This is a genomic window from Pseudoxanthomonas sp. CCNWLY206-1 (genome assembly GCF_039710385.1).
Lineage (GTDB): Bacteria > Pseudomonadota > Gammaproteobacteria > Xanthomonadales > Xanthomonadaceae > Pseudoxanthomonas_A.
This window is the reverse complement of the sequence record NZ_JBDKXI010000009.1, coordinates 163,645-181,723: the sequence shown is the minus strand read 5'-3', so window position 1 is coordinate 181,723 and position 18,079 is coordinate 163,645. Positions and strand designations below refer to the sequence as shown.

Genomic DNA, 18,079 nt, shown 5'->3' with positions numbered 1-18,079 from the left:
TTTTCCCGGCGGGAGAAGGAACCAAAGCTCACAGAGTTCACGCATGACCTCACGTATTCCTACCCTGGACATCAACCGTTTCGACAGCGACCGCGACGCCTTTGTGGCCGAACTGGGTGCGGCTTATCGCGAGTGGGGCTTCGCCGGTATCCGCAACCATGGCGTGTCGCAGTCGCGAATCGAAGCTGCGTACGAGGTGTTCAAGCAGTTCTTCGCCTTGCCGGAAGAAGTGAAGCGCAAATACCACGTGCCGGGCGGTGGTGGCGCGCGCGGCTACACCCCGTTTGGGGTGGAAACCGCCAAGGATTCCAAATATTTCGACCTGAAGGAGTTCTGGCATATCGGTCGCGAAATACCGCGCGATTCCAAATACGCCGAGGTGATGCCGCCCAATCTGTGGCCCGAGGAAATACCTGGATTCCGCGAGCACGGTTACGGGCTGTATCAGGACCTGGACAAGTTGGGTTCGCGCGTACTGTCGGCGTTGGCGCTGCATATCGGCCTGTCGGAAAACTGGTTTGCCGACAAAACCAACTCCGGCAATTCCATCCTGCGCCCCATCCACTATCCGCCGATCACCACGGACGACATTCCGAACGTGCGTGCCGGCGCACATGAGGACATCAACCTGATCACGCTGCTGGTGGGCGCCAGTGCGGCCGGCCTGGAAGTGCTGTCGCGGAAAGGCGAGTGGGTGCCGTTCACCGCCGAAGCGGACACGATTGTCGTCAATATCGGCGACATGCTGCAGCGTCTGACCAATCATGTGTATCCGTCTACCACCCACCGAGTGACGAATCCGCCGGGAGAACAAGCGCGCAAGCCGCGCTATTCCGTGCCGTTCTTCCTGCACCCGAATCCTGATTTCCTCATCGACGTGCTGCCGTCGACGATCACCGTGGACAATCCCAAGCGCTACCCGGAGCCGATTACCGCACAGGGCTACCTGGAAGAGCGGCTAAGGGAAATCAAGCTCAAGTAGTCGCCATGCACCTCGTGGGCTTCGGCCATGTGGGGCCGACCTGCGGCTTCGTTCAGCGCTGCGCAGGAGGGTGCGGCCACCCTCTCGACGTCCGACTGTCGTCAGCCAGCGTGAGGGAGGTTATCCTTGCGCGCTCAACTGGACGGGAATTGGTCTTATGCGCCGCAAAATCGTGGCTGGCAACTGGAAGCTTCATGGCGATCGCGCGTTTGCCCATGCATTGATGGATGAAATCGTTGCCGGCCTGCCGTTGGACGGGGTGGACCTGCTGATCCTGCCGCCGCTGCCGTACCTGGGCGACCTGATCGAAGACTACGCGGCTCGCGGCATCGTTTTTGGCGCCCAGGACGTCAGTTGCAACGAGAAGGGCGCCTACACGGGAGAGGTCTCTGCCGGCATGTTGGAGGACGTTGGCGCGCGATACGGCCTTGTCGGCCATTCCGAACGCCGCCAGTACCATCAGGAAAGCAACGAGCTGGTGGCCAGGAAGTTCCAGGCGGCGAAGAACGCAGGCCTGATACCGATTCTCTGTGTGGGTGAGACTCTGGAACAACGCGAACGCGGAGAAACGGAATCCCATGTGGGTGGTCAGGTGCGTGCCGTATTCGACTTGCTGGGATCTCAGGCCTTCGACGACGCGGTGATCGCCTATGAACCGATATGGGCCGTCGGCACTGGCCGTACCGCCAGCCCAGCCCAGGCGCAAGCGGTGCACGCTTTCATCCGTGGCGAAGTAGCGGCGCGCGATGCTAGAATTGTCAATTCACTGCCGATCCTTTACGGCGGAAGCGTGAAGCCCGACAACGCCGCGGAACTGTTCGCGCAGCCTGATGTCGATGGAGGGCTGGTAGGCGGCGCTTCACTGGTCGCCGCTGATTTCCTGGCCATCGCGCGAGCGGCGGCCGAACGAGGCTAACCCCTCACCGGGTCCGACCACTTCCGGTCGGGTTCGCCATAGGTTGAGATGAATTCGAAATGATGTTGACCCTCAATGTTATCTACGTGCTGGTCGCTATCGCGATCATCGCGCTGGTGCTGATGCAGCGCGGTTCCGGTGCGCAGGCGGGCTCGGGCTTCGGTGCCGGCGCTTCCGGCACCGTGTTCGGCTCGCGCGGCGCTTCCAACTTTCTGTCCAAGAGCACCAAGTGGCTCGCCGTGGCTTTTTTCGGCATCAGCCTGTTCATGGCCTGGTACGCCACCCACAGCGCGCGTCCGCCTGCACAGCAGAATCTCGGTGTGATGTCGCAGCAGCAGACGCCGGCTTCGCCCGCGCCTGTCGGTGAATTGCCGAAGCCGTCGACCGTACCCAGCGCACCTATCCAGGCGCCTCCCGCCTCGTCCACGGTGCCGCAGGTTCCGGCATCGACGACGCCGGTGGAAGTCGAATCGGCGCCTGCTGCCAAGCAGCCGCCGGTGACGCCTCCGCAGGGCGGCTGACGGCGGCTACAATGGCGCGGCGTTGGCATTGCGTAGAATGCCGCGTCGCGTAGATGTCATTGCCCAGGTGGCGGAATTGGTAGACGCACTACCTTGAGGTGGTAGCGATGAAAGTCGTAGGGGTTCGAGTCCCCTCTTGGGCACCAATCCAATGCGGTTTCCCGCGCAGGCCGGTCAAGGTCGCGTGAGTACCGCGAAAAGCAGGAAAGCCCGCCGCAAGCGGGCTTTCCTGTTTTTGCCGAAGACGCCTTCCCGCGCAGTAATCGTTTACTAGCGAGTTCACTAACCGTTACAATCTCGCCGATTCGCCGCCAGTGGCATGCATTGCCGTAATACGCGCAAATGCGCTGCCTGGCGACTGTAATCCCCGGTCACGACCGAGGTGCTTCTCCAGGCTTCATGCGCATCCGCGCAAAGTCGCATGCCATGCGGCTTCCATGGAAACGAGAGTCCTTCGCAAGGTGCACGCCCCCAGCGTGTAGACTCCGCGCGGGGCGGGTAAGACAAGAAGAGAATTGCGAGTGCTGGCCAATTATCTGCCGACCCTGTTGTTCTTGATCGTCGCCACCGGCATCGGCATCACGCTGATGGTGGTCGGACGTTTCCTGGGCCCGCGCCGCCCGGATGCGAAGAAACTGTCGCCGTACGAATGCGGCTTCGAAGCTTTCGAAGACGCGCGCATGAAATTCGACGTGCGCTACTACCTGATCGCCATCCAGTTCATCGTCTTCGATCTGGAAATCATCTTCATCGTTCCGTGGACCCTGGTCTTCCAGGAGCTCGGCGCCCGCGCACTGGTCACGATGGGCCTGTTCGTCGGCATGCTGTTCCTCGGCTTTATTTACGTTTGGAAGAAGGGAGCGCTCGAATGGGAGTGATCCAAACCATCGATCGGCTGATGACCAACCCGATCCCGGAAGGGCGGGTGGACGATATTCTTCGGCCCGAAGGCGATAATCCTTTGCTTGAAAAAGGCTACGTGACCACCAGCGTGGATGCGCTGATGAACTGGGCGCGTACCGGTTCGATGTGGCCGATGACCTTCGGCTTGGCCTGCTGCGCGGTGGAGATGATGCATGCCGGCGCCTCGCGCCTGGACCTGGATCGTTACGGTGTGGTGTTCCGCCCCTCGCCGCGCCAATCGGACGTGATGATCGTCGCCGGCACGCTGGTCAACAAGATGGCCCCTGCGCTGCGCAAGGTCTATGACCAGATGCCGGAACCGAAGTGGGTGATCTCGATGGGCAGCTGCGCCAATGGCGGCGGCTACTATCACTACTCCTATTCGGTGGTGCGTGGCTGCGATCGCATCGTGCCGGTCGACATCTACGTACCCGGTTGTCCGCCCACGGCGGAGGCGCTGGTCTACGGCATCCTGCAATTGCAGAAAAAGATCTGGCGCACGCAGACCATCGCGCGCTGATCCTGGTCCGGCAAGCCCAGTAAGTTTTCCCCGAACATCACACTCCAGAGCACGCCACGCCCCATGGCCGAGCAAGCTGCAAATTTCACTGATCGCCTGCGCACGCGCTTCCCGGAAGCGGCTGTCGCCGTTGCCGAGCCGCGCGGCGAAGTCACGATGGAAATCCCGTCCTCGCACTGGCACGCGGCCTGCCTGGCATTGCGCGATGAGTTCGGTTTCGAGCAGCTGATCGATGTCACCGGCGTGGACTACCTGGGTTACGGCAGCGACGAGTGGGATACCACGGACGTGTCGTCGGAAGGCTTCAGTCGTGGTGTGGAAGGCATGGGCGGTCCTGGCCGTTTTGGTTGGGATCAGCGCCCGAAGGGCGAAGGTCCGGAACACCGTTTCGCGGTGGTCGTGCACTTGTTGTCCTATCAGCACAATCAACGCCTGCGTGTGCGCTGCTATGCACCCAATGATGATGTGCCGGTGGTGGCTTCGGTGACCGATATCTGGCCGGGTGCCAACTGGTTCGAACGTGAAACCTTCGACATGTTCGGCGTGCTCTTCGAAGGTCATCCGGATTTGCGTCGCATCCTGACCGACTATGGCTTCGTCGGGCACCCGTTCCGCAAGGACTTCCCGCTGATCGGTAACGTTGAGGTGCGCTACGACGAAGAGAAGCAGCGCGTGATCTACGAGCCGGTCACTTCGGTCGAGCCACGCGTGTCCGTTCCGCGTGTGATTCGCGACGATGCGCGCTATCAGACGGCCGCCGACGAACGCGCTGGCTCTGAGCAGGCGGCGCGCGAGGGCAAACTATGAGCATGCAACCTTCTGTCGCGTCCCCGAGCACTCCCGCCGCCGGCCGCTCCGAAATCCGCAACTACACGCTGAACTTCGGTCCGCAGCATCCCGCGGCACACGGCGTGTTGCGCCTGATCCTGGAAATGGACGGCGAGACCGTGATGCGCGCGGACCCGCACGTCGGCCTGCTGCACCGCGGTACTGAGAAACTGGCCGAATCCAAACCTTTCAACCAATCGATCGGCTACATGGATCGGTTGGATTACGTGTCGATGATGTGCAACGAGCACGCCTATGTGCGCGCTATCGAAACCCTGATGGGCATCGAAGCGCCCGAACGTGCGCAGTACATCCGCACCATGTTCGACGAAATCACCCGCATCCTGAACCACTTGATGTGGGTGGGTTCCAACGGGTTGGACCTGGGCGCGATGGCGGTGATGCTGTACGCCTTCCGTGAGCGCGAAGAGCTGATGGATTGCTACGAAGCCGTCAGTGGCGCGCGTATGCACGCCACTTACTACAGGCCCGGCGGCGTATACCGCGACTTGCCGGACCGCATGCCGAAGTACCGCGAGTCGCCGTGGCGCAAGGGCAAGGCGCTGAAACGCTTCAACGCCGCGCGCGAAGGTTCGCTGCTGGACTTCCTTGATGATTTCACCCGTGAGTTTCCCAAGCGCGTTGACGAATACGAAACGCTGCTGACCGACAACCGTATCTGGAAGCAGCGTACCGTCGGCATCGGTGTCATCTCGCCGGACGAAGCGCGCGCCTGGGGCATGACCGGCGCCATGCTGCGCGGTTCGGGTATCGAGTGGGACTTGCGCAAGAAACAGCCCTACGCGAAATACGACGTGGTCGATTTCGATATTCCGGTGGGCACCAATGGCGATTGCTACGACCGCTACCTGGTCCGCATGGCCGAGATGCGCCAGTCCAACCGCATCATCAAGCAATGCGTGGACTGGCTGCGCGCCAATCCCGGACCGGTGATGGTGAAGAACTTCAAGGTGTCGCCGCCCTCCCGCGAGGAGATGAAGGACGACATGGAAGCCTTGATCCATCATTTCAAACTCTTCAGCGAAGGCTACTGCGTGCCCGCCGGCGAAACCTACGCCGCGGTCGAGGCGCCCAAGGGCGAATTCGGTTGCTATCTGGTTTCCGATGGCGCCAACAAGCCGTTCCGCGTGCACCTGCGTGCGCCGGGCTTCGCTCATCTTTCATCGATGGACCACGTTGTGCGCGGCCACATGCTGCCCGACGTTGTCGCGATGATCGGTACCTATGATCTTGTCTTTGGTGAGGTGGACCGATGAGGGCCACAGGTAATTTCGAGAACGCGCGCAACGTCGATCCGTTGGTCGTCCTGAGCGATAAGACGCGTGCGCACATCGATCATTGGCTATCCAAGTTCCCGCCTGATCGTAAGCGTTCGGCGGTGCTTCAAGGCTTGCATGCCGCACAGGAACAGAACCAGGGCTGGCTGACCGACGAGCTGATCGCCGGTGTCGCCAAGTACCTGGACCTGCCGCCGGTCTGGGCTTATGAGGTCGCCAGCTTCTATTCGATGTTCGAGACCGAAAAAGTCGGCCGCAACAACGTCGCGTTCTGCACGAACATCAGCTGCTGGTTGAACGGCGCCGAAGACCTGGTGAAGCATGCCGAGAAGAAGCTGGGCTGCAAGCTGGGTGAATCCACCGCTGATGGCCGCGTCTACCTGAAGCGCGAAGAAGAATGCGTCGCCGCCTGCTGCGGTGCGCCGGTGGTCGTGATCAATGGTCACTATCACGAGAAGCTCTCGCCCGAGAAGGTCGACGAGTTGCTGGACGGGCTGGAGTAAGCGCATGGCACACCACGAAACATCGGGCCCTGTCGGCCCCGCCCCCAAAGAACACCAGGTCGTCTACACGACACTGCACTTCGACAAGCCGTGGTCGTACGAAAACTATCTGAAGACCGGTGGTTACAGCGCGCTGCGCAAGATCATCGAAGAGAAGATCGCGCCTGCCGATGTGGTTGACATGGTCAAGCAGTCCGGCTTGCGTGGTCGCGGCGGCGCGGGTTTTCCGACTGGCCTGAAGTGGAGTTTCATGCCCAAGGGCGATATGCAGAAGTACATCCTCTGCAACTCGGACGAATCCGAACCTGGCACGGCCAAGGACCGCGACATCCTGCGCTTCAACCCGCACGCGGTGATCGAAGGCATGGCGATCGCCTGCTACGCGACCGGGTCCAGCGTGGGCTACAACTACCTGCGCGGCGAGTTCCATCATGAGCCGTTCGAACACCTGGAAGAAGCGACCGCCGAGGCCTATCAGCACGGCTGGCTGGGCAAGAACATTCTGGGCTCCGGCATCAATATCGATATCTATAACGCGTTGGGCGCCGGCGCCTACATCTGTGGCGAAGAAACCGCGTTGATGGAATCGCTGGAAGGCAAGAAGGGCCAGCCGCGCTTCAAGCCGCCGTTCCCGGCCAATTTCGGTTTGTACGGCAAGCCCACCACCATCAACAACACCGAGACCTACGCTTCGGTGCCGGCGATTATTCGCAACGGCGCCGAGTGGTTCCTCAATCTCGGCAAGCCCAACAATGGCGGACCGAAGATCTTCTCGGTGTCCGGACACGTCAGCCGACCTGGCAACTACGAGATCCGGCTGGGTACTTCGTTCGCCGATCTGCTCGAAATGGCCGGTGGTGTGCGCAACGGCAACAAGCTGAAAGCGGTGATCCCGGGCGGCTCGTCGATGCCGGTGCTGCCGGGCGACACCATGATGGGCCTGACCATGGATTACGACAGCATCCAGAAAGCCGGATCCGGCCTGGGCTCTGGCGCGGTGATCGTGATGGATGAGACCACCTGCATGGTGCGCGCCTGCCAGCGCATCGCGCGTTTCTACTACAAGGAAAGCTGCGGCCAGTGCACGCCGTGCCGCGAAGGCACTGGCTGGATGTACCGCATGATCACCCGCGTGGTGGAAGGCAAAGCCACGCTGGAAGACCTGCATACCTTGAAGGCGGCTGCCGGCCAGATCGAAGGCCATACCATCTGTGCGTTCGGTGAAGCTGCCGCGTGGCCGGTGCAGGGCATGCTGCGCCACTTCTGGCACGAGTTCGAGTACTACATCGCCAATGGACGATCCATTGTGGATGAGAAGCTGGGAGTGGCCGCATGAGCGCCCAACCCGCAAATCCCAATGTTCCGCCGGATCACGTGACCATCGAGATCGATGGCCAGTCGATGGTCGTACCCAAGAGCTCGATGATCATCAGCGCCGCCGACAAGGCCGGCATTCCGATTCCGCGTTTCTGCTACCACGACAAGCTGGGTATCGCGGCCAACTGCCGCATGTGCCTGGTGGAAGTGGAGAAGATGCCCAAGCCCGCGCCGGCCTGCGCCACGCCGGTGATGGACGGCATGAAGATCCAGACGCGCAGCGAAAAAGCGCTGAAGTCGCAGCGCAACGTCATGGAATTCCTGCTGATCAACCATCCGCTGGACTGTCCCATCTGCGACCAGGGCGGCGAGTGCGAACTACAGGATCTGTCGTTGGGCTATGGCCGTTCGGTCAGTCGCTTCCAGGAACGCAAGCGCGTGGTGCCGGATGAGGACATCGGTCCGCTGGTCGCCACCGAGATGACCCGCTGCATCCAGTGCACGCGCTGCGTCCGCTTCACCGCGGAGATCGCCGGCACGTATGAGTTGGGCGGCATGTACCGCGGCGAGAATCTGCAGATCGGTACCTACGATGGCAAGCCGCTGACCACCGAGCTGTCCGGCAACGTTGCCGACGTCTGCCCGGTCGGCGCGCTTACCAACAAGGTGTTCCGCTTCCGTGCTCGCCCATGGGAACTGATCGCGCGCGAATCGATCGGCTACCACGATGCAATGGGATCGAATCTGTTCCTGCACGTGCGTCGGGGCCAGGTTCTTCGCGTAGTGCCGCGCGACAACGAAGCGGTCAACGAATGCTGGCTGTCCGACCGCGACCGTTACTCGCACCAGGGCCTATACAGCGACGATCGCGCGCTCAAGCCGATGCGCAAGATCGACGGACAATGGCATGAAGTCTCCTGGGCTGAAGCTGTAAGCGCTGCTGCTGAAATCCTGCGCGCCCACTTGGGCGACAGCCTCGGTGTGCTGGCGCATCCGGCTACCTCGAACGAAGAGGGTGGCCTGTTGGCCAAGCTGGCGTCCGGCCTGGGCACGGGCAATCTGGATCACCGTATCTTCAACCGCGACTTCTCCGATGGTGCGACGGCACAGCCGTTCGCGTTGCCGCTGGCGGAGATCGAACGAGCCGACATGATCGTTCTCGTCGGTACCAACATCCGCCATGAACTGCCGCTGTTGCACCAGCGCATCCGCAAGGCCAACGGCAAGGGCACCAAGGTGCACGTGGTCAATCCGGTTGAGTTCGACTTCGCTTTCAACCAGACGAGCAAGCGGATTGTGCCACCGTCGCAAATCGCTGCTGCCTTGAGTGAGGCCGCGTTGCGCGATGCTGCCAAAGGCGTCAACCATGCCGTGGTGATCGTCGGTGCGATTGCCGAGAATCATCCTGCAGCCGCGCAGATTCGCGCGGCTGCCGCGGATTTCGCCTCGGCGACGGGCGCCTCGCTGTGCCGTATCCCGCAGGGCGCCAATGCCGTGGGCCTGTCCCGCAACGGCGTGCTGCCTGCTGGCCGCGATGTAGCGGGGATGTTCGCAGAACCACGCAGCGCCTACGTCATCTACGGCATCGAACCAGGCCTGGATTTCGCTGATACCGCTGCCGCGCAGAAAGCATTGAACGCCGCGAAAGTCGTCGCTTTCAGCCACTTCGCCTGCGAATCGACGCGCGCGGTGGCCGACGTGATCCTGCCGATTGGCGCGCTGCCGGAAATCGACGCCACCCTGACCAATCTGGATGGCGTCGAACAGCGCACGCAAGCGGGTGGCAAGCCGCCAGGGGAAGCGCGCGAAGGCTGGCGTGTGCTGCGAGCGCTGGGGGGTGAGTTGCAGCTGGCGGGCTTCGAGTTCGTCGATCTGGCGGAGCTGCGAGCCGTGTTGACCGATCAGCCGGCGACCACAGCGAACCTGCAGTCAGGCAGCAAGCCGGCCGCAAGCGCTTCCGAAGGACTGGAACTGACGGTGACCGCGGCGATCTACCGCACCGATGGCGTCGTGCGCCGTGCCGAAGCCTTGCAAGCACACCCCTTGAATACCGGCGCACGGATCGTGCTTCATCCCACCGATGCGGCAGCCAACGGCGTGTCCGATGGCAAGGTCGCCAAAGTCAGTGTGGCCGGCGGTACGGCAGCATTGCCGGTGGTCGTGGATGCACGCGTAGCCCCGGGTAGCGCGTGGATCGAAAGCGGCTATGGCGCCACGGCGCCGTTGGGAGCGGATCGTGTGACGGTGGTGAGCGCATGAACGAACTGTTGATCAACGCGATAGGCCCGTTGCGCGATTGGTTCTTCGGGCTGGGCGACATCGGCACCGTGTTGTGGATCGTACTGAAGATCCTGACCATCGCCGTGCCGGTGATCGTGGCGGTCGCGTTCTATGTGGTGTGGGAGCGCAAGCTGATTGGCTGGATGCATGTTCGGCATGGACCGATGTACGTGGGCATGGGCATCTTCCAGGCGTTCGCCGACGTCTTCAAATTGCTGTTCAAGGAAATCATCCAGCCCAGCAGTGCGCAGAAGACGATGTACATCCTGGCGCCGCTGATCACGCTGGCACCGGCGTTCGCCGCCTGGGCGGTGGTGCCGTTCGATGCCAAGCTGGTGCTGTCGAACGCCAACGCCGGCCTGCTGTACCTGCTGGCGATGACCTCGATGGGCGTGTACGGCATCATCATCGCCGGCTGGGCGTCGAACTCGAAATATGCGTTCCTGGGTGCGATGCGCTCCGCTGCACAGGTGGTCAGCTACGAAATCGCGATGGGCTTCGCCTTGGTCGGCGTGCTGATCGCGGCAGGCAGCTTGAACCTGAGCGAGATCGTGATGGCGCAGGCGGGCAACGCTGGCTTCCTGGAATGGTTCTGGATCCCGCTGTTCCCGTTGTTCATCGTCTACTGGGTGTCGGGCGTCGCTGAAACCAACCGCGCGCCCTTCGACGTGGTGGAAGGCGAGTCGGAAATCGTCGCCGGACACATGGTGGAATACTCTGGCGCCGCGTTCGCGCTGTTCTTCCTGGCCGAATACGCCAACATGATTCTGGTCAGTTTCCTGGTTTCGATCTTCTTCCTTGGCGGTTGGCTGAGCCCGATCCAGGGTTGGGTAACCGCTGATGTATCTCCGTGGGTGGACTGGTTGTGGAAGGGTGGTTGGCCGTGGATGCTGATGAAGGTGGTGTTCTTCGCCAGCGCCTACATCTGGTTCCGCGCCAGCTTCCCGCGCTACCGCTATGACCAGATCATGCGGTTGGGCTGGAAAGTATTTATTCCGCTGACCATCGCGTGGATCGCGGTGACGGCGCTGATGGCGTTCTTCGGCGTGTTCGAGAAGGGTGCATGAATTTGAAGGGCATGCTGCGATGAATAAGGTTGTCCACTACTTCAAGAGCCTGATGCTGCTGGAGCTTACCCAGGGCTTGTGGCTGACGCTGAAGTACGCCTTCAAGCCGAAGTACACGATGATGTACCCGATGGAGAAGTTCCCGCAGTCGCCGCGCTTCCGCGGGCTGCACGCGCTACGCCGCTATCCCAACGGCGAAGAACGCTGCATTGCCTGCAAGCTGTGCGAAGCGGTCTGCCCGGCGCTGGCCATCACCATCGACTCGGCCCCGCGCGAAGACGGCACGCGCCGCACCACGCGCTACGACATCGATCTGTTCAAGTGCATCTATTGCGGCTTCTGCGAAGAAAGCTGCCCGGTGGACTCGATCGTGGAGACGCACCTGTTGGAGTACCACTTCGACAAGCGTGGCCAGAACATCGTTACCAAACCGCAGCTGCTGGCTATCGGAGACCGGCTCGAAGCCGAGATCGCCGAGCGCCGCGCCGCCGACGCCGCCTTCCGCTGAGAACATTCCTAAAGAGAGCATGATGGACTGGGTATTGATCAGCTTTTACGCGTTTGCCGCTGTCGCGGTGGTTGCCGCAGGCGCCGTGATCAGCGTGCGCAATCCGGTGCATGCGGTGTTGTGCCTGATCCTGACGTTCTTCTCGGTTGCCTGCGTGTGGCTGCTGGTCGGCGCCGAATTCCTGGGCGTGGCCCTGATCCTGGTCTACGTGGGCGCGGTGATGGTGCTGTTCCTGTTCGTGGTGATGATGTTGGACATCGACATCGTCAAGCTCCGCGAAGGCTGGGTGCGATTCCTGCCAGTCGGGCTGCTGGTGGCGGTGGTGATGTTGGGGCAGATGCTGGTGCTGATCGGCATCAAGGCGCGGATGGCAGTTCCATTCCCGGCGAATGCCGCTGCTTCGGCCGCCGAAACATCCAATACTTCCTGGCTGGCACGCACGCTGTTTACGGAATTCCTTTTGCCGTTCGAGTTCGCCGCGGTGATCCTGACCGTGGCAGTGATCGCTGCGGTGATGCTGACGCTGCGTAAGCGGCCGGGCACCAAGACCCAGGATCCCGGCGAGCAGTCGCGAGTGAAAGCCGGGGACCGCCTGCGCATGGTGAAAATGCAGTCCGAAAAGGCGGTGCATCCAACCGGTGCACCCGCTGCCGGCGAAGCGGAGAACTTACAAGGGGGGAACACGCCATGATCACTGTGGGTCATCTGCTGGCGCTGGGCGCCGTGCTGTTCTGTATCAGCGTGGCGGGCATCTTCCTGAACCGTAAGAACGTCATCGTGCTGCTGATGTCGATCGAGCTGATGTTGTTGGCGGTGAACATCAACTTTGTCGCGTTCTCGCGCGAGTTGGGCGACGCCGCGGGACAGATCTTCGTGTTCTTCATTCTGACGGTGGCTGCCGCCGAGGCCGCCATCGGCCTGGCGATCCTGGTCACCCTGTTCCGCACCCGGCGCACGATCAACGTCGCCGAAGTCGATACGCTCAAAGGCTGATGATGACCGGTATGGACGTCGTGATTTCCAAGAACCTGCTGCTGGCCATTGTGTTGGCGCCGCTGCTGGGCAGCGTCATCGCTGGCCTGTTCGGCCGGCAGGTGGGCCGGGCCGGTTCGCATATCGTCACCATCCTGGGTGTCGCGGTCAGCTGCGCGCTCTCCGGTTGGGTGCTGTACCAACTGGTGGGGCAGGGAGCTTCACCGTTCAACCAGAACATCTACACCTTCTTCGAAGTCGGCAACTACAGCGGCCACGTCGGTTTCATGATCGACAAGCTGACCGCCATGATGATGGTGGTGGTGACCTTCGTATCGCTGCTGGTGCACATCTACACCATCGGCTATATGGCCGAAGACCCGGGTTACCAGCGCTTCTTCAGTTATATCTCGCTGTTCACCTTCAGCATGCTGATGCTGGTGATGAGCAACAACTTCCTGCAGCTGTTCTTCGGCTGGGAAGCGGTGGGGCTGGTGTCGTACCTGCTGATCGGCTTCTGGTTCAAACGGCCGACCGCGATCTTCGCCAACATGAAGGCATTCCTGGTGAATCGCGTGGGCGACTTCGGCTTCCTGCTCGGTATCGCGGGAGTGCTGCTGATGTTCGGCACGCTCGACTACGCCACCGTGTTTGCCAACGCCACGTTGCTGGTCGGCAAGGCTATCCCGGTGTGGTCGGGGGCCATCACCGTATTCGGCAATACCTGGCAGGTGCTGGATGGGCCGGTCATCTGGTCCATCGCTACCATCATCTGTGTGTGCCTGTTCATTGGCGCGATGGGCAAGTCGGCGCAGGTACCGCTGCACGTCTGGCTGCCGGACTCGATGGAAGGCCCAACCCCGATTTCCGCACTGATCCATGCCGCGACCATGGTGACCGCCGGCATCTTCATGGTGGCGCGCATGTCGCCGCTGTTCGAGCTGTCGCAGACCGCACTGGACTTCGTGCTGTTCATCGGCGCCACCACGGCGTTCTTCACCGGCCTGATCGGTATCGTGCAAAACGACATCAAGCGGGTGGTGGCGTACTCCACACTGTCGCAGCTGGGTTACATGACGGTGGCGCTGGGCGTATCGGCTTACTCGGCGGCCGTGTTCCATCTGATGACGCATGCGTTCTTCAAGGCGCTGCTGTTCCTGGCCGCTGGCTCGGTGATCATCGGCATGCACCACGAGCAGGACATGCGCAAGATGGGTGGCCTACGCAAATACATGCCCATCACCTACATCACCAGTCTGATCGGCACCTTGGCGCTGGTGGGAACGCCGTTCTTCTCAGGCTTCTATTCGAAAGACACCATCATCGAAGCGGCCAAGCACCACAAGGAACAGGCGGGCGAATTCGCCACCAAGCTGGCCGAGTTGGGCACGATGGCGCCGCCGGAAGTGCATGGACCCAGTACCTTCGTCGCCACCTACGGCTACTGGGCCGTGCTGGCAGGCGTTTTCGTCACCAGTTTCTACAGCTTCCGTTTGCTGTACTTGACCTTCCACGGCAAGGAGCGCTTCAACGATCCCGCGCCCGCGCACTACGTGGCTCCGGAAGCGGAGTCGGAAGCGCAGGAAGCGGCGCTGGCGCACGAACACGAAGCGCATGGTCATGACGATCACGGCCATGACCATCATGGCGATCACGCCCATACGCCGCACGAGTCGCCCTGGGTGGTGACGGTGCCGCTGATCCTGTTGGCTATTCCTTCGATCCTGATTGGCTACTTCACTGTTGGTCCGATGTTGTTCGGTACCGATTGGACCGGCCATCACGAGCAGTTGCCGTTCTTCCTTGGCGCCATCGACTTCATCACGCCGGCATCGGATACCGTCGCCGCGCTGAAGGAGGAGTTCCACGGGCCCGCCGCATTCGCACTGCACGGTTTCACCGCGCCGCCCTTCTGGCTGGCGTTCGCAGGCTTCGCATTGGCGACGCTGCTGTATCTGTTCAAGCCCGACTGGGCGGCGAAGGCGCGCAAGAGCTTTGCGCTGCCGGTCCGGATATTGGAGAACAAGTACGGCATGGACGATCTGTGGATCGGTGGTCTTGCTGGCGGCAGCGTCAAGCTCGGTCAGGCTTCGCGCGCGATCGATACGCATGTGATCGATGGTGCAGCGGTCAATGGCAGTGCCCGGCTGATCGACCTGGCTGCGCATTTGTTGCGCCGTAGCCAGTCGGGATTCCTTTACCACTACGCCTTCGCGATGATTCTCGGCCTGATTGCACTGTTGGCCGTGCTCATCCGGTTTTGGCAGTAATGCCCTGGCAATGACGCCTCTGGCGCTGAACTAACGGATACCACACGTGTCGAACTGGCCCTTGCTAAGTATTGTGATCTGGCTGCCGATCCTCGGCGGCGCGCTGGTGCTCGCCTTGGGCAACGCCCGCGCCGGCATGGCCCGTTGGGTAGCCTTGGTGGTGGCGCTGCTGACGCTGGTTTTCAGTGTGCCGTTGCTGACCGGCTTCAACTTCGCCGATCCGGGCATGCAATTTGCCGAGAAGCACGAATGGGTACCTGCCTTCAACATCTGGTACTCGCTGGGTGCGGATGGTATTTCGGTCGCGCTGATCGTGCTGACCACGCTGACGACGGTGCTGGCGCTGATCGGTGCGTGGACGTCGGTGGACAAGCGCGTCAGCCAGTACGTGGCGGCGTTCTTGTTCCTTGAAGGCCTGATGGTGGGCGTGTTCTGCGCGATGGACGCGATGCTGTTCTACGTGTTCTTCGAGGCCATGTTGATCCCGATGTTCCTGATCATCGGCGTGTGGGGCGGCCCGCGCCGCATCTACGCGTCGGTGAAGTTCTTCCTGTACACGTTCCTGGGTTCGGTCTTCATGCTGGTCGGACTGATCTACCTGTACCTGAAGGGCGGTAGTTTCCAACTGGCGGACCTCTATCAGTTGCCGCTCAATGCCAAGGAGCAGACCTGGCTGTTCTTCGCCTTCCTGATCGCGTTCGCGGTCAAGGTGCCGATGTTCCCGGTGCATACCTGGCTGCCGGACGCGCACGTGGAAGCACCGACCGCTGGCTCGGTGATCCTGGCGGCGATCATGCTGAAGATTGGTGGCTATGGTTTCCTGCGTTTCACGCTGCCGATCGTGCCCGACGCGGGTTACGAATGGGCCACCCTGGTGATCGTGCTATCGCTGATTGGCGTGATCTACGTCGGCCTGGTGGCACTGGTGCAGGACGACATGAAGAAGCTGATCGCCTATTCGTCGGTGTCGCACATGGGCTTCGTCACTCTTGGCATCTTCATCGCCTTTGGCTTGGTTCGCGATTACGGCAACATGGATGGCGCGCGTCTGGGCCTGCAGGGCGCCATGGTGCAGATGATCTCGCATGGTTTCATTTCCGGCGCGATGTTCTCCTGTGTTGGCGTGCTGTATGACCGCATGCATACCCGAATGATCAAGGACTACGGCGGCGTGGTGAACGTGATGCCCTGGTTCGCGGTGTTCTTCGTGCTGTTCGGTATGGCCAATTCGGGCCTGCCGGGCACCAGCGGGTTCGTCGGCGAGTTCATGGTGATCGTGGCCAGCTTCCAGAAGCACCCAGTGATCGCACTGGCGGCGGCGACCACGTTGGTGATCGGTGCGGCTTACACGCTGTGGCTGATCAAGCGGGTGATGTACGGCGAAGTGGCCAATGCGCACGTGGCTGAGTTGAAGGACATCAACTCGCGCGAGGCGCTGGTGTTGGGTGTGTTCGCTATCGGCGTGCTGGCGTTGGGCCTGTATCCCAAGCCGCTGACCGACCTGATGGAACCGTCGATCGCACAACTGGCGATGCAGCTCGCCAACAGCAAGCTGTAAGGAAGAAACATGACGACGCCGATGCTACCTTCCACCGCCGACCTGATGCCGCTGTTGCCGGAAGTGGTCCTGATCGCAGGCGCCTTCGCGCTGCTGATGCTGGACTTGTTCCTGGACAGCCGCCGCCGGGTCGTCACCCATGGCTTGTCGCTCGTGGTGCTTGCCGTGGTGCTGTACATGGTCGCCACGGGCGTCGGCGGGCAGGGCACCGTATTCAGCGGCATGTTCGTGCGCGACACGATGGCCGATGTGAGCAAAGTCGTTATCGTGCTGCTCAGTGGTCTGTCGCTGGTCTATGGCTGGCCCTATCTGCGCGAACGCAACCTGTATCCGGGCGAGGTCCCCGTGCTGGTGCTGCTGGCTACCTCCGGCATGATGATGATGGTTTCCGCCGGTAGCTTGGTGATGGTCTATCTGGGCCTGGAACTGCTGGCGCTGTGTTCCTACGCGCTGGTCGCTCTGAACCGCGACGACGGGCTTTCGTCGGAGGCGGCGATGAAGTACATCGTACTGGGCTCGCTGGCTTCGGGCTTGCTGCTGTATGGCATGTCGCTGATCTATGGCGCTACCGGTACGCTGAGCCTGCCCGGTATTCATGAGGCAGCCAGCAATGCCGCGCTGGCGATCGGCGACAACCGCATGCTGCTGTTGACCGGCGTGGTGTTCATGGTTGCTGGCGTGGCATTCAAGCTGGGCGCGGCCCCCTTCCACATGTGGCTGCCCGACGTCTATCACGGTGCGCCGACGCCGGTGACGTTGTTCATCAGCTCCGCGCCCAAGCTGGCGGCGTTCGGCATGGCGTACCGGTTGCTGGAAGACGGTCTGGGGCCGATGACGGTGCAGTGGCAATGGCTGCTGGCCGGACTGGCGGCGGCGTCGTTGATCATCGGCAACCTGATTGCCATTGCCCAATCCAATTTGAAGCGGATGCTCGCGTACTCCACTGTTTCGCATGTCGGCTTCCTGCTGTTGGGATTCGCTGGTGGCGGACAGAACGGCTATGCCGCTGCGCTGTTCTACGCGATCAGTTACACCGTCATGTCGGCGGCGGCATTCGGCGCCATCATCGTGCTGTCGCGGCAGGGTTTCGAAGCCGACAAGATCGATGATTTCAAGGGCCTGAATGCGCGTAATCCGTGGCAGGCAGGACTGGTTCTGTGCGTGATGGCCTCGCTGGCCGGCGTGCCGCCGTTCCTTGGCTTCTGGGCCAAGCTGGTAGTGCTGGGCGCCGCGTTGAACGGTGGTTTCCTGTGGCTGGCCTTGCTAGGCGTCGTTTGCGCGGTGATCGGTGCGTTCTATTACCTGCGGATCATCAAGGTGATGTATTTCGACGAGCCGGTCGGCGAAGTTCCGCTGGCTCGTACGGACCGCGTGGTTCCGATCGTATTCGGAGTCAACGCGCTGGCGCTGCTGGTACTGGGTATCGCTTGGAACCCGATCATGGCGTGGTGCCAGCAGGCATTCGCCGGCTGATTTTGCTGCCGGTCACGCGGGGAATGGGGGCAGTTAGAAATACAAGCGCGTGCTTGTATTTCGGCTACCCGCTTGTATTGCCGCTATTGGCACCCATCTGTTTCACCGGTCTTCTTGTATTTTGTTTTTGATGCGATTCAACACTTGCAATAAACCGCTTGAA

General features: G+C 61.5%; 17 protein-coding genes and 1 tRNA gene. All 18 read left to right on the top strand.

The window, feature by feature from the left end; all coding sequences use genetic code 11:
• The first annotated feature begins 43 nt into the window (after window positions 1-43).
• Window positions 44-982, top strand: coding sequence for a 2-oxoglutarate and iron-dependent oxygenase domain-containing protein (locus AADW18_RS18750; protein WP_337344922.1), 939 nt, complete (start codon window positions 44-46; stop codon window positions 980-982).
• Between the two features lie 157 nt (window positions 983-1,139).
• Window positions 1,140-1,898, top strand: coding sequence for a triose-phosphate isomerase (gene tpiA / locus AADW18_RS18745; protein WP_337344921.1), 759 nt, complete (start codon window positions 1,140-1,142; stop codon window positions 1,896-1,898).
• Window positions 1,899-1,957: 59 nt separating this feature from the next.
• Window positions 1,958-2,419, top strand: a complete 462-nt coding sequence (secG, locus tag AADW18_RS18740) for a preprotein translocase subunit SecG (RefSeq protein WP_337344920.1) — start codon at window positions 1,958-1,960, stop codon at window positions 2,417-2,419.
• A gap of 61 nt (window positions 2,420-2,480) precedes the next feature.
• Window positions 2,481-2,565, top strand: a tRNA-Leu gene (locus tag AADW18_RS18735).
• Between the two features lie 375 nt (window positions 2,566-2,940).
• A complete protein-coding gene (locus tag AADW18_RS18730) occupies window positions 2,941-3,297 on the top strand; it encodes an NADH-quinone oxidoreductase subunit A (RefSeq protein ID WP_337344919.1) in 357 nt (118 codons plus the stop codon).
• Window positions 3,288-3,842, top strand: coding sequence for an NADH-quinone oxidoreductase subunit B family protein (locus AADW18_RS18725; protein ID WP_337344918.1), 555 nt, complete (start codon window positions 3,288-3,290; stop codon window positions 3,840-3,842). The genes AADW18_RS18730 and AADW18_RS18725 overlap by 10 nt, the downstream gene beginning before the upstream one ends.
• A gap of 63 nt (window positions 3,843-3,905) precedes the next feature.
• The gene (locus tag AADW18_RS18720; RefSeq protein WP_337344917.1) at window positions 3,906-4,649 is read left to right on the top strand and encodes an NADH-quinone oxidoreductase subunit C; all 744 of its coding nucleotides are present in this window, start codon (window positions 3,906-3,908) and stop codon (window positions 4,647-4,649) included.
• The gene (locus tag AADW18_RS18715) at window positions 4,646-5,947 is read left to right on the top strand and encodes an NADH-quinone oxidoreductase subunit D (protein WP_337344916.1); all 1,302 of its coding nucleotides are present in this window, start codon (window positions 4,646-4,648) and stop codon (window positions 5,945-5,947) included. The genes AADW18_RS18720 and AADW18_RS18715 overlap by 4 nt, the downstream gene beginning before the upstream one ends.
• Entirely contained in the window at window positions 5,944-6,471 is a 528-nt protein-coding gene (gene nuoE, locus AADW18_RS18710; RefSeq protein WP_337344915.1) for an NADH-quinone oxidoreductase subunit NuoE, read from the top strand. Before AADW18_RS18715 ends, nuoE begins: the two co-directional genes overlap by 4 nt.
• Window positions 6,472-6,475: 4 nt before the next feature.
• Complete coding sequence (gene nuoF / locus AADW18_RS18705) at window positions 6,476-7,807, top strand: NADH-quinone oxidoreductase subunit NuoF (protein ID WP_337344914.1); 1,332 nt, start codon at window positions 6,476-6,478, stop codon at window positions 7,805-7,807.
• Window positions 7,804-10,047, top strand: coding sequence for an NADH-quinone oxidoreductase subunit NuoG (nuoG, locus tag AADW18_RS18700; RefSeq protein WP_337344913.1), 2,244 nt, complete (start codon window positions 7,804-7,806; stop codon window positions 10,045-10,047). Before nuoF ends, nuoG begins: the two co-directional genes overlap by 4 nt.
• Window positions 10,044-11,135, top strand: coding sequence for an NADH-quinone oxidoreductase subunit NuoH (gene nuoH / locus AADW18_RS18695; protein WP_337344912.1), 1,092 nt, complete (start codon window positions 10,044-10,046; stop codon window positions 11,133-11,135). The genes nuoG and nuoH overlap by 4 nt, the downstream gene beginning before the upstream one ends.
• Before the next feature lie 19 nt (window positions 11,136-11,154).
• Window positions 11,155-11,643, top strand: coding sequence for an NADH-quinone oxidoreductase subunit NuoI (gene nuoI, locus AADW18_RS18690; protein ID WP_337344911.1), 489 nt, complete (start codon window positions 11,155-11,157; stop codon window positions 11,641-11,643).
• 19 nt (window positions 11,644-11,662) lie between these two features.
• On the top strand, window positions 11,663-12,334 hold the full coding sequence (locus AADW18_RS18685; protein ID WP_337344910.1) for an NADH-quinone oxidoreductase subunit J: 672 nt from the start codon (window positions 11,663-11,665) through the stop codon (window positions 12,332-12,334).
• Window positions 12,331-12,636, top strand: a complete 306-nt coding sequence (gene nuoK / locus AADW18_RS18680) for an NADH-quinone oxidoreductase subunit NuoK (protein WP_337344909.1) — start codon at window positions 12,331-12,333, stop codon at window positions 12,634-12,636. The genes AADW18_RS18685 and nuoK overlap by 4 nt, the downstream gene beginning before the upstream one ends.
• 11 nt (window positions 12,637-12,647) lie before the next feature.
• Entirely contained in the window at window positions 12,648-14,885 is a 2,238-nt protein-coding gene (gene nuoL / locus AADW18_RS18675; RefSeq protein ID WP_337344908.1) for an NADH-quinone oxidoreductase subunit L, read from the top strand.
• A 46-nt stretch (window positions 14,886-14,931) separates the two neighbouring features.
• Window positions 14,932-16,443 (top strand): NADH-quinone oxidoreductase subunit M, encoded by a 1,512-nt coding sequence (locus AADW18_RS18670; RefSeq protein WP_337344907.1) that lies wholly within the window; start codon window positions 14,932-14,934, stop codon window positions 16,441-16,443.
• A 9-nt stretch (window positions 16,444-16,452) separates the two neighbouring features.
• Window positions 16,453-17,916 carry an NADH-quinone oxidoreductase subunit NuoN gene (gene nuoN / locus AADW18_RS18665; RefSeq protein ID WP_337344906.1) on the top strand — a complete coding sequence of 488 codons (1,464 nt, stop codon included), beginning with the start codon at window positions 16,453-16,455 and terminating at the stop codon, window positions 17,914-17,916.
• The last annotated feature ends 163 nt before the right edge of the window (window positions 17,917-18,079 follow it).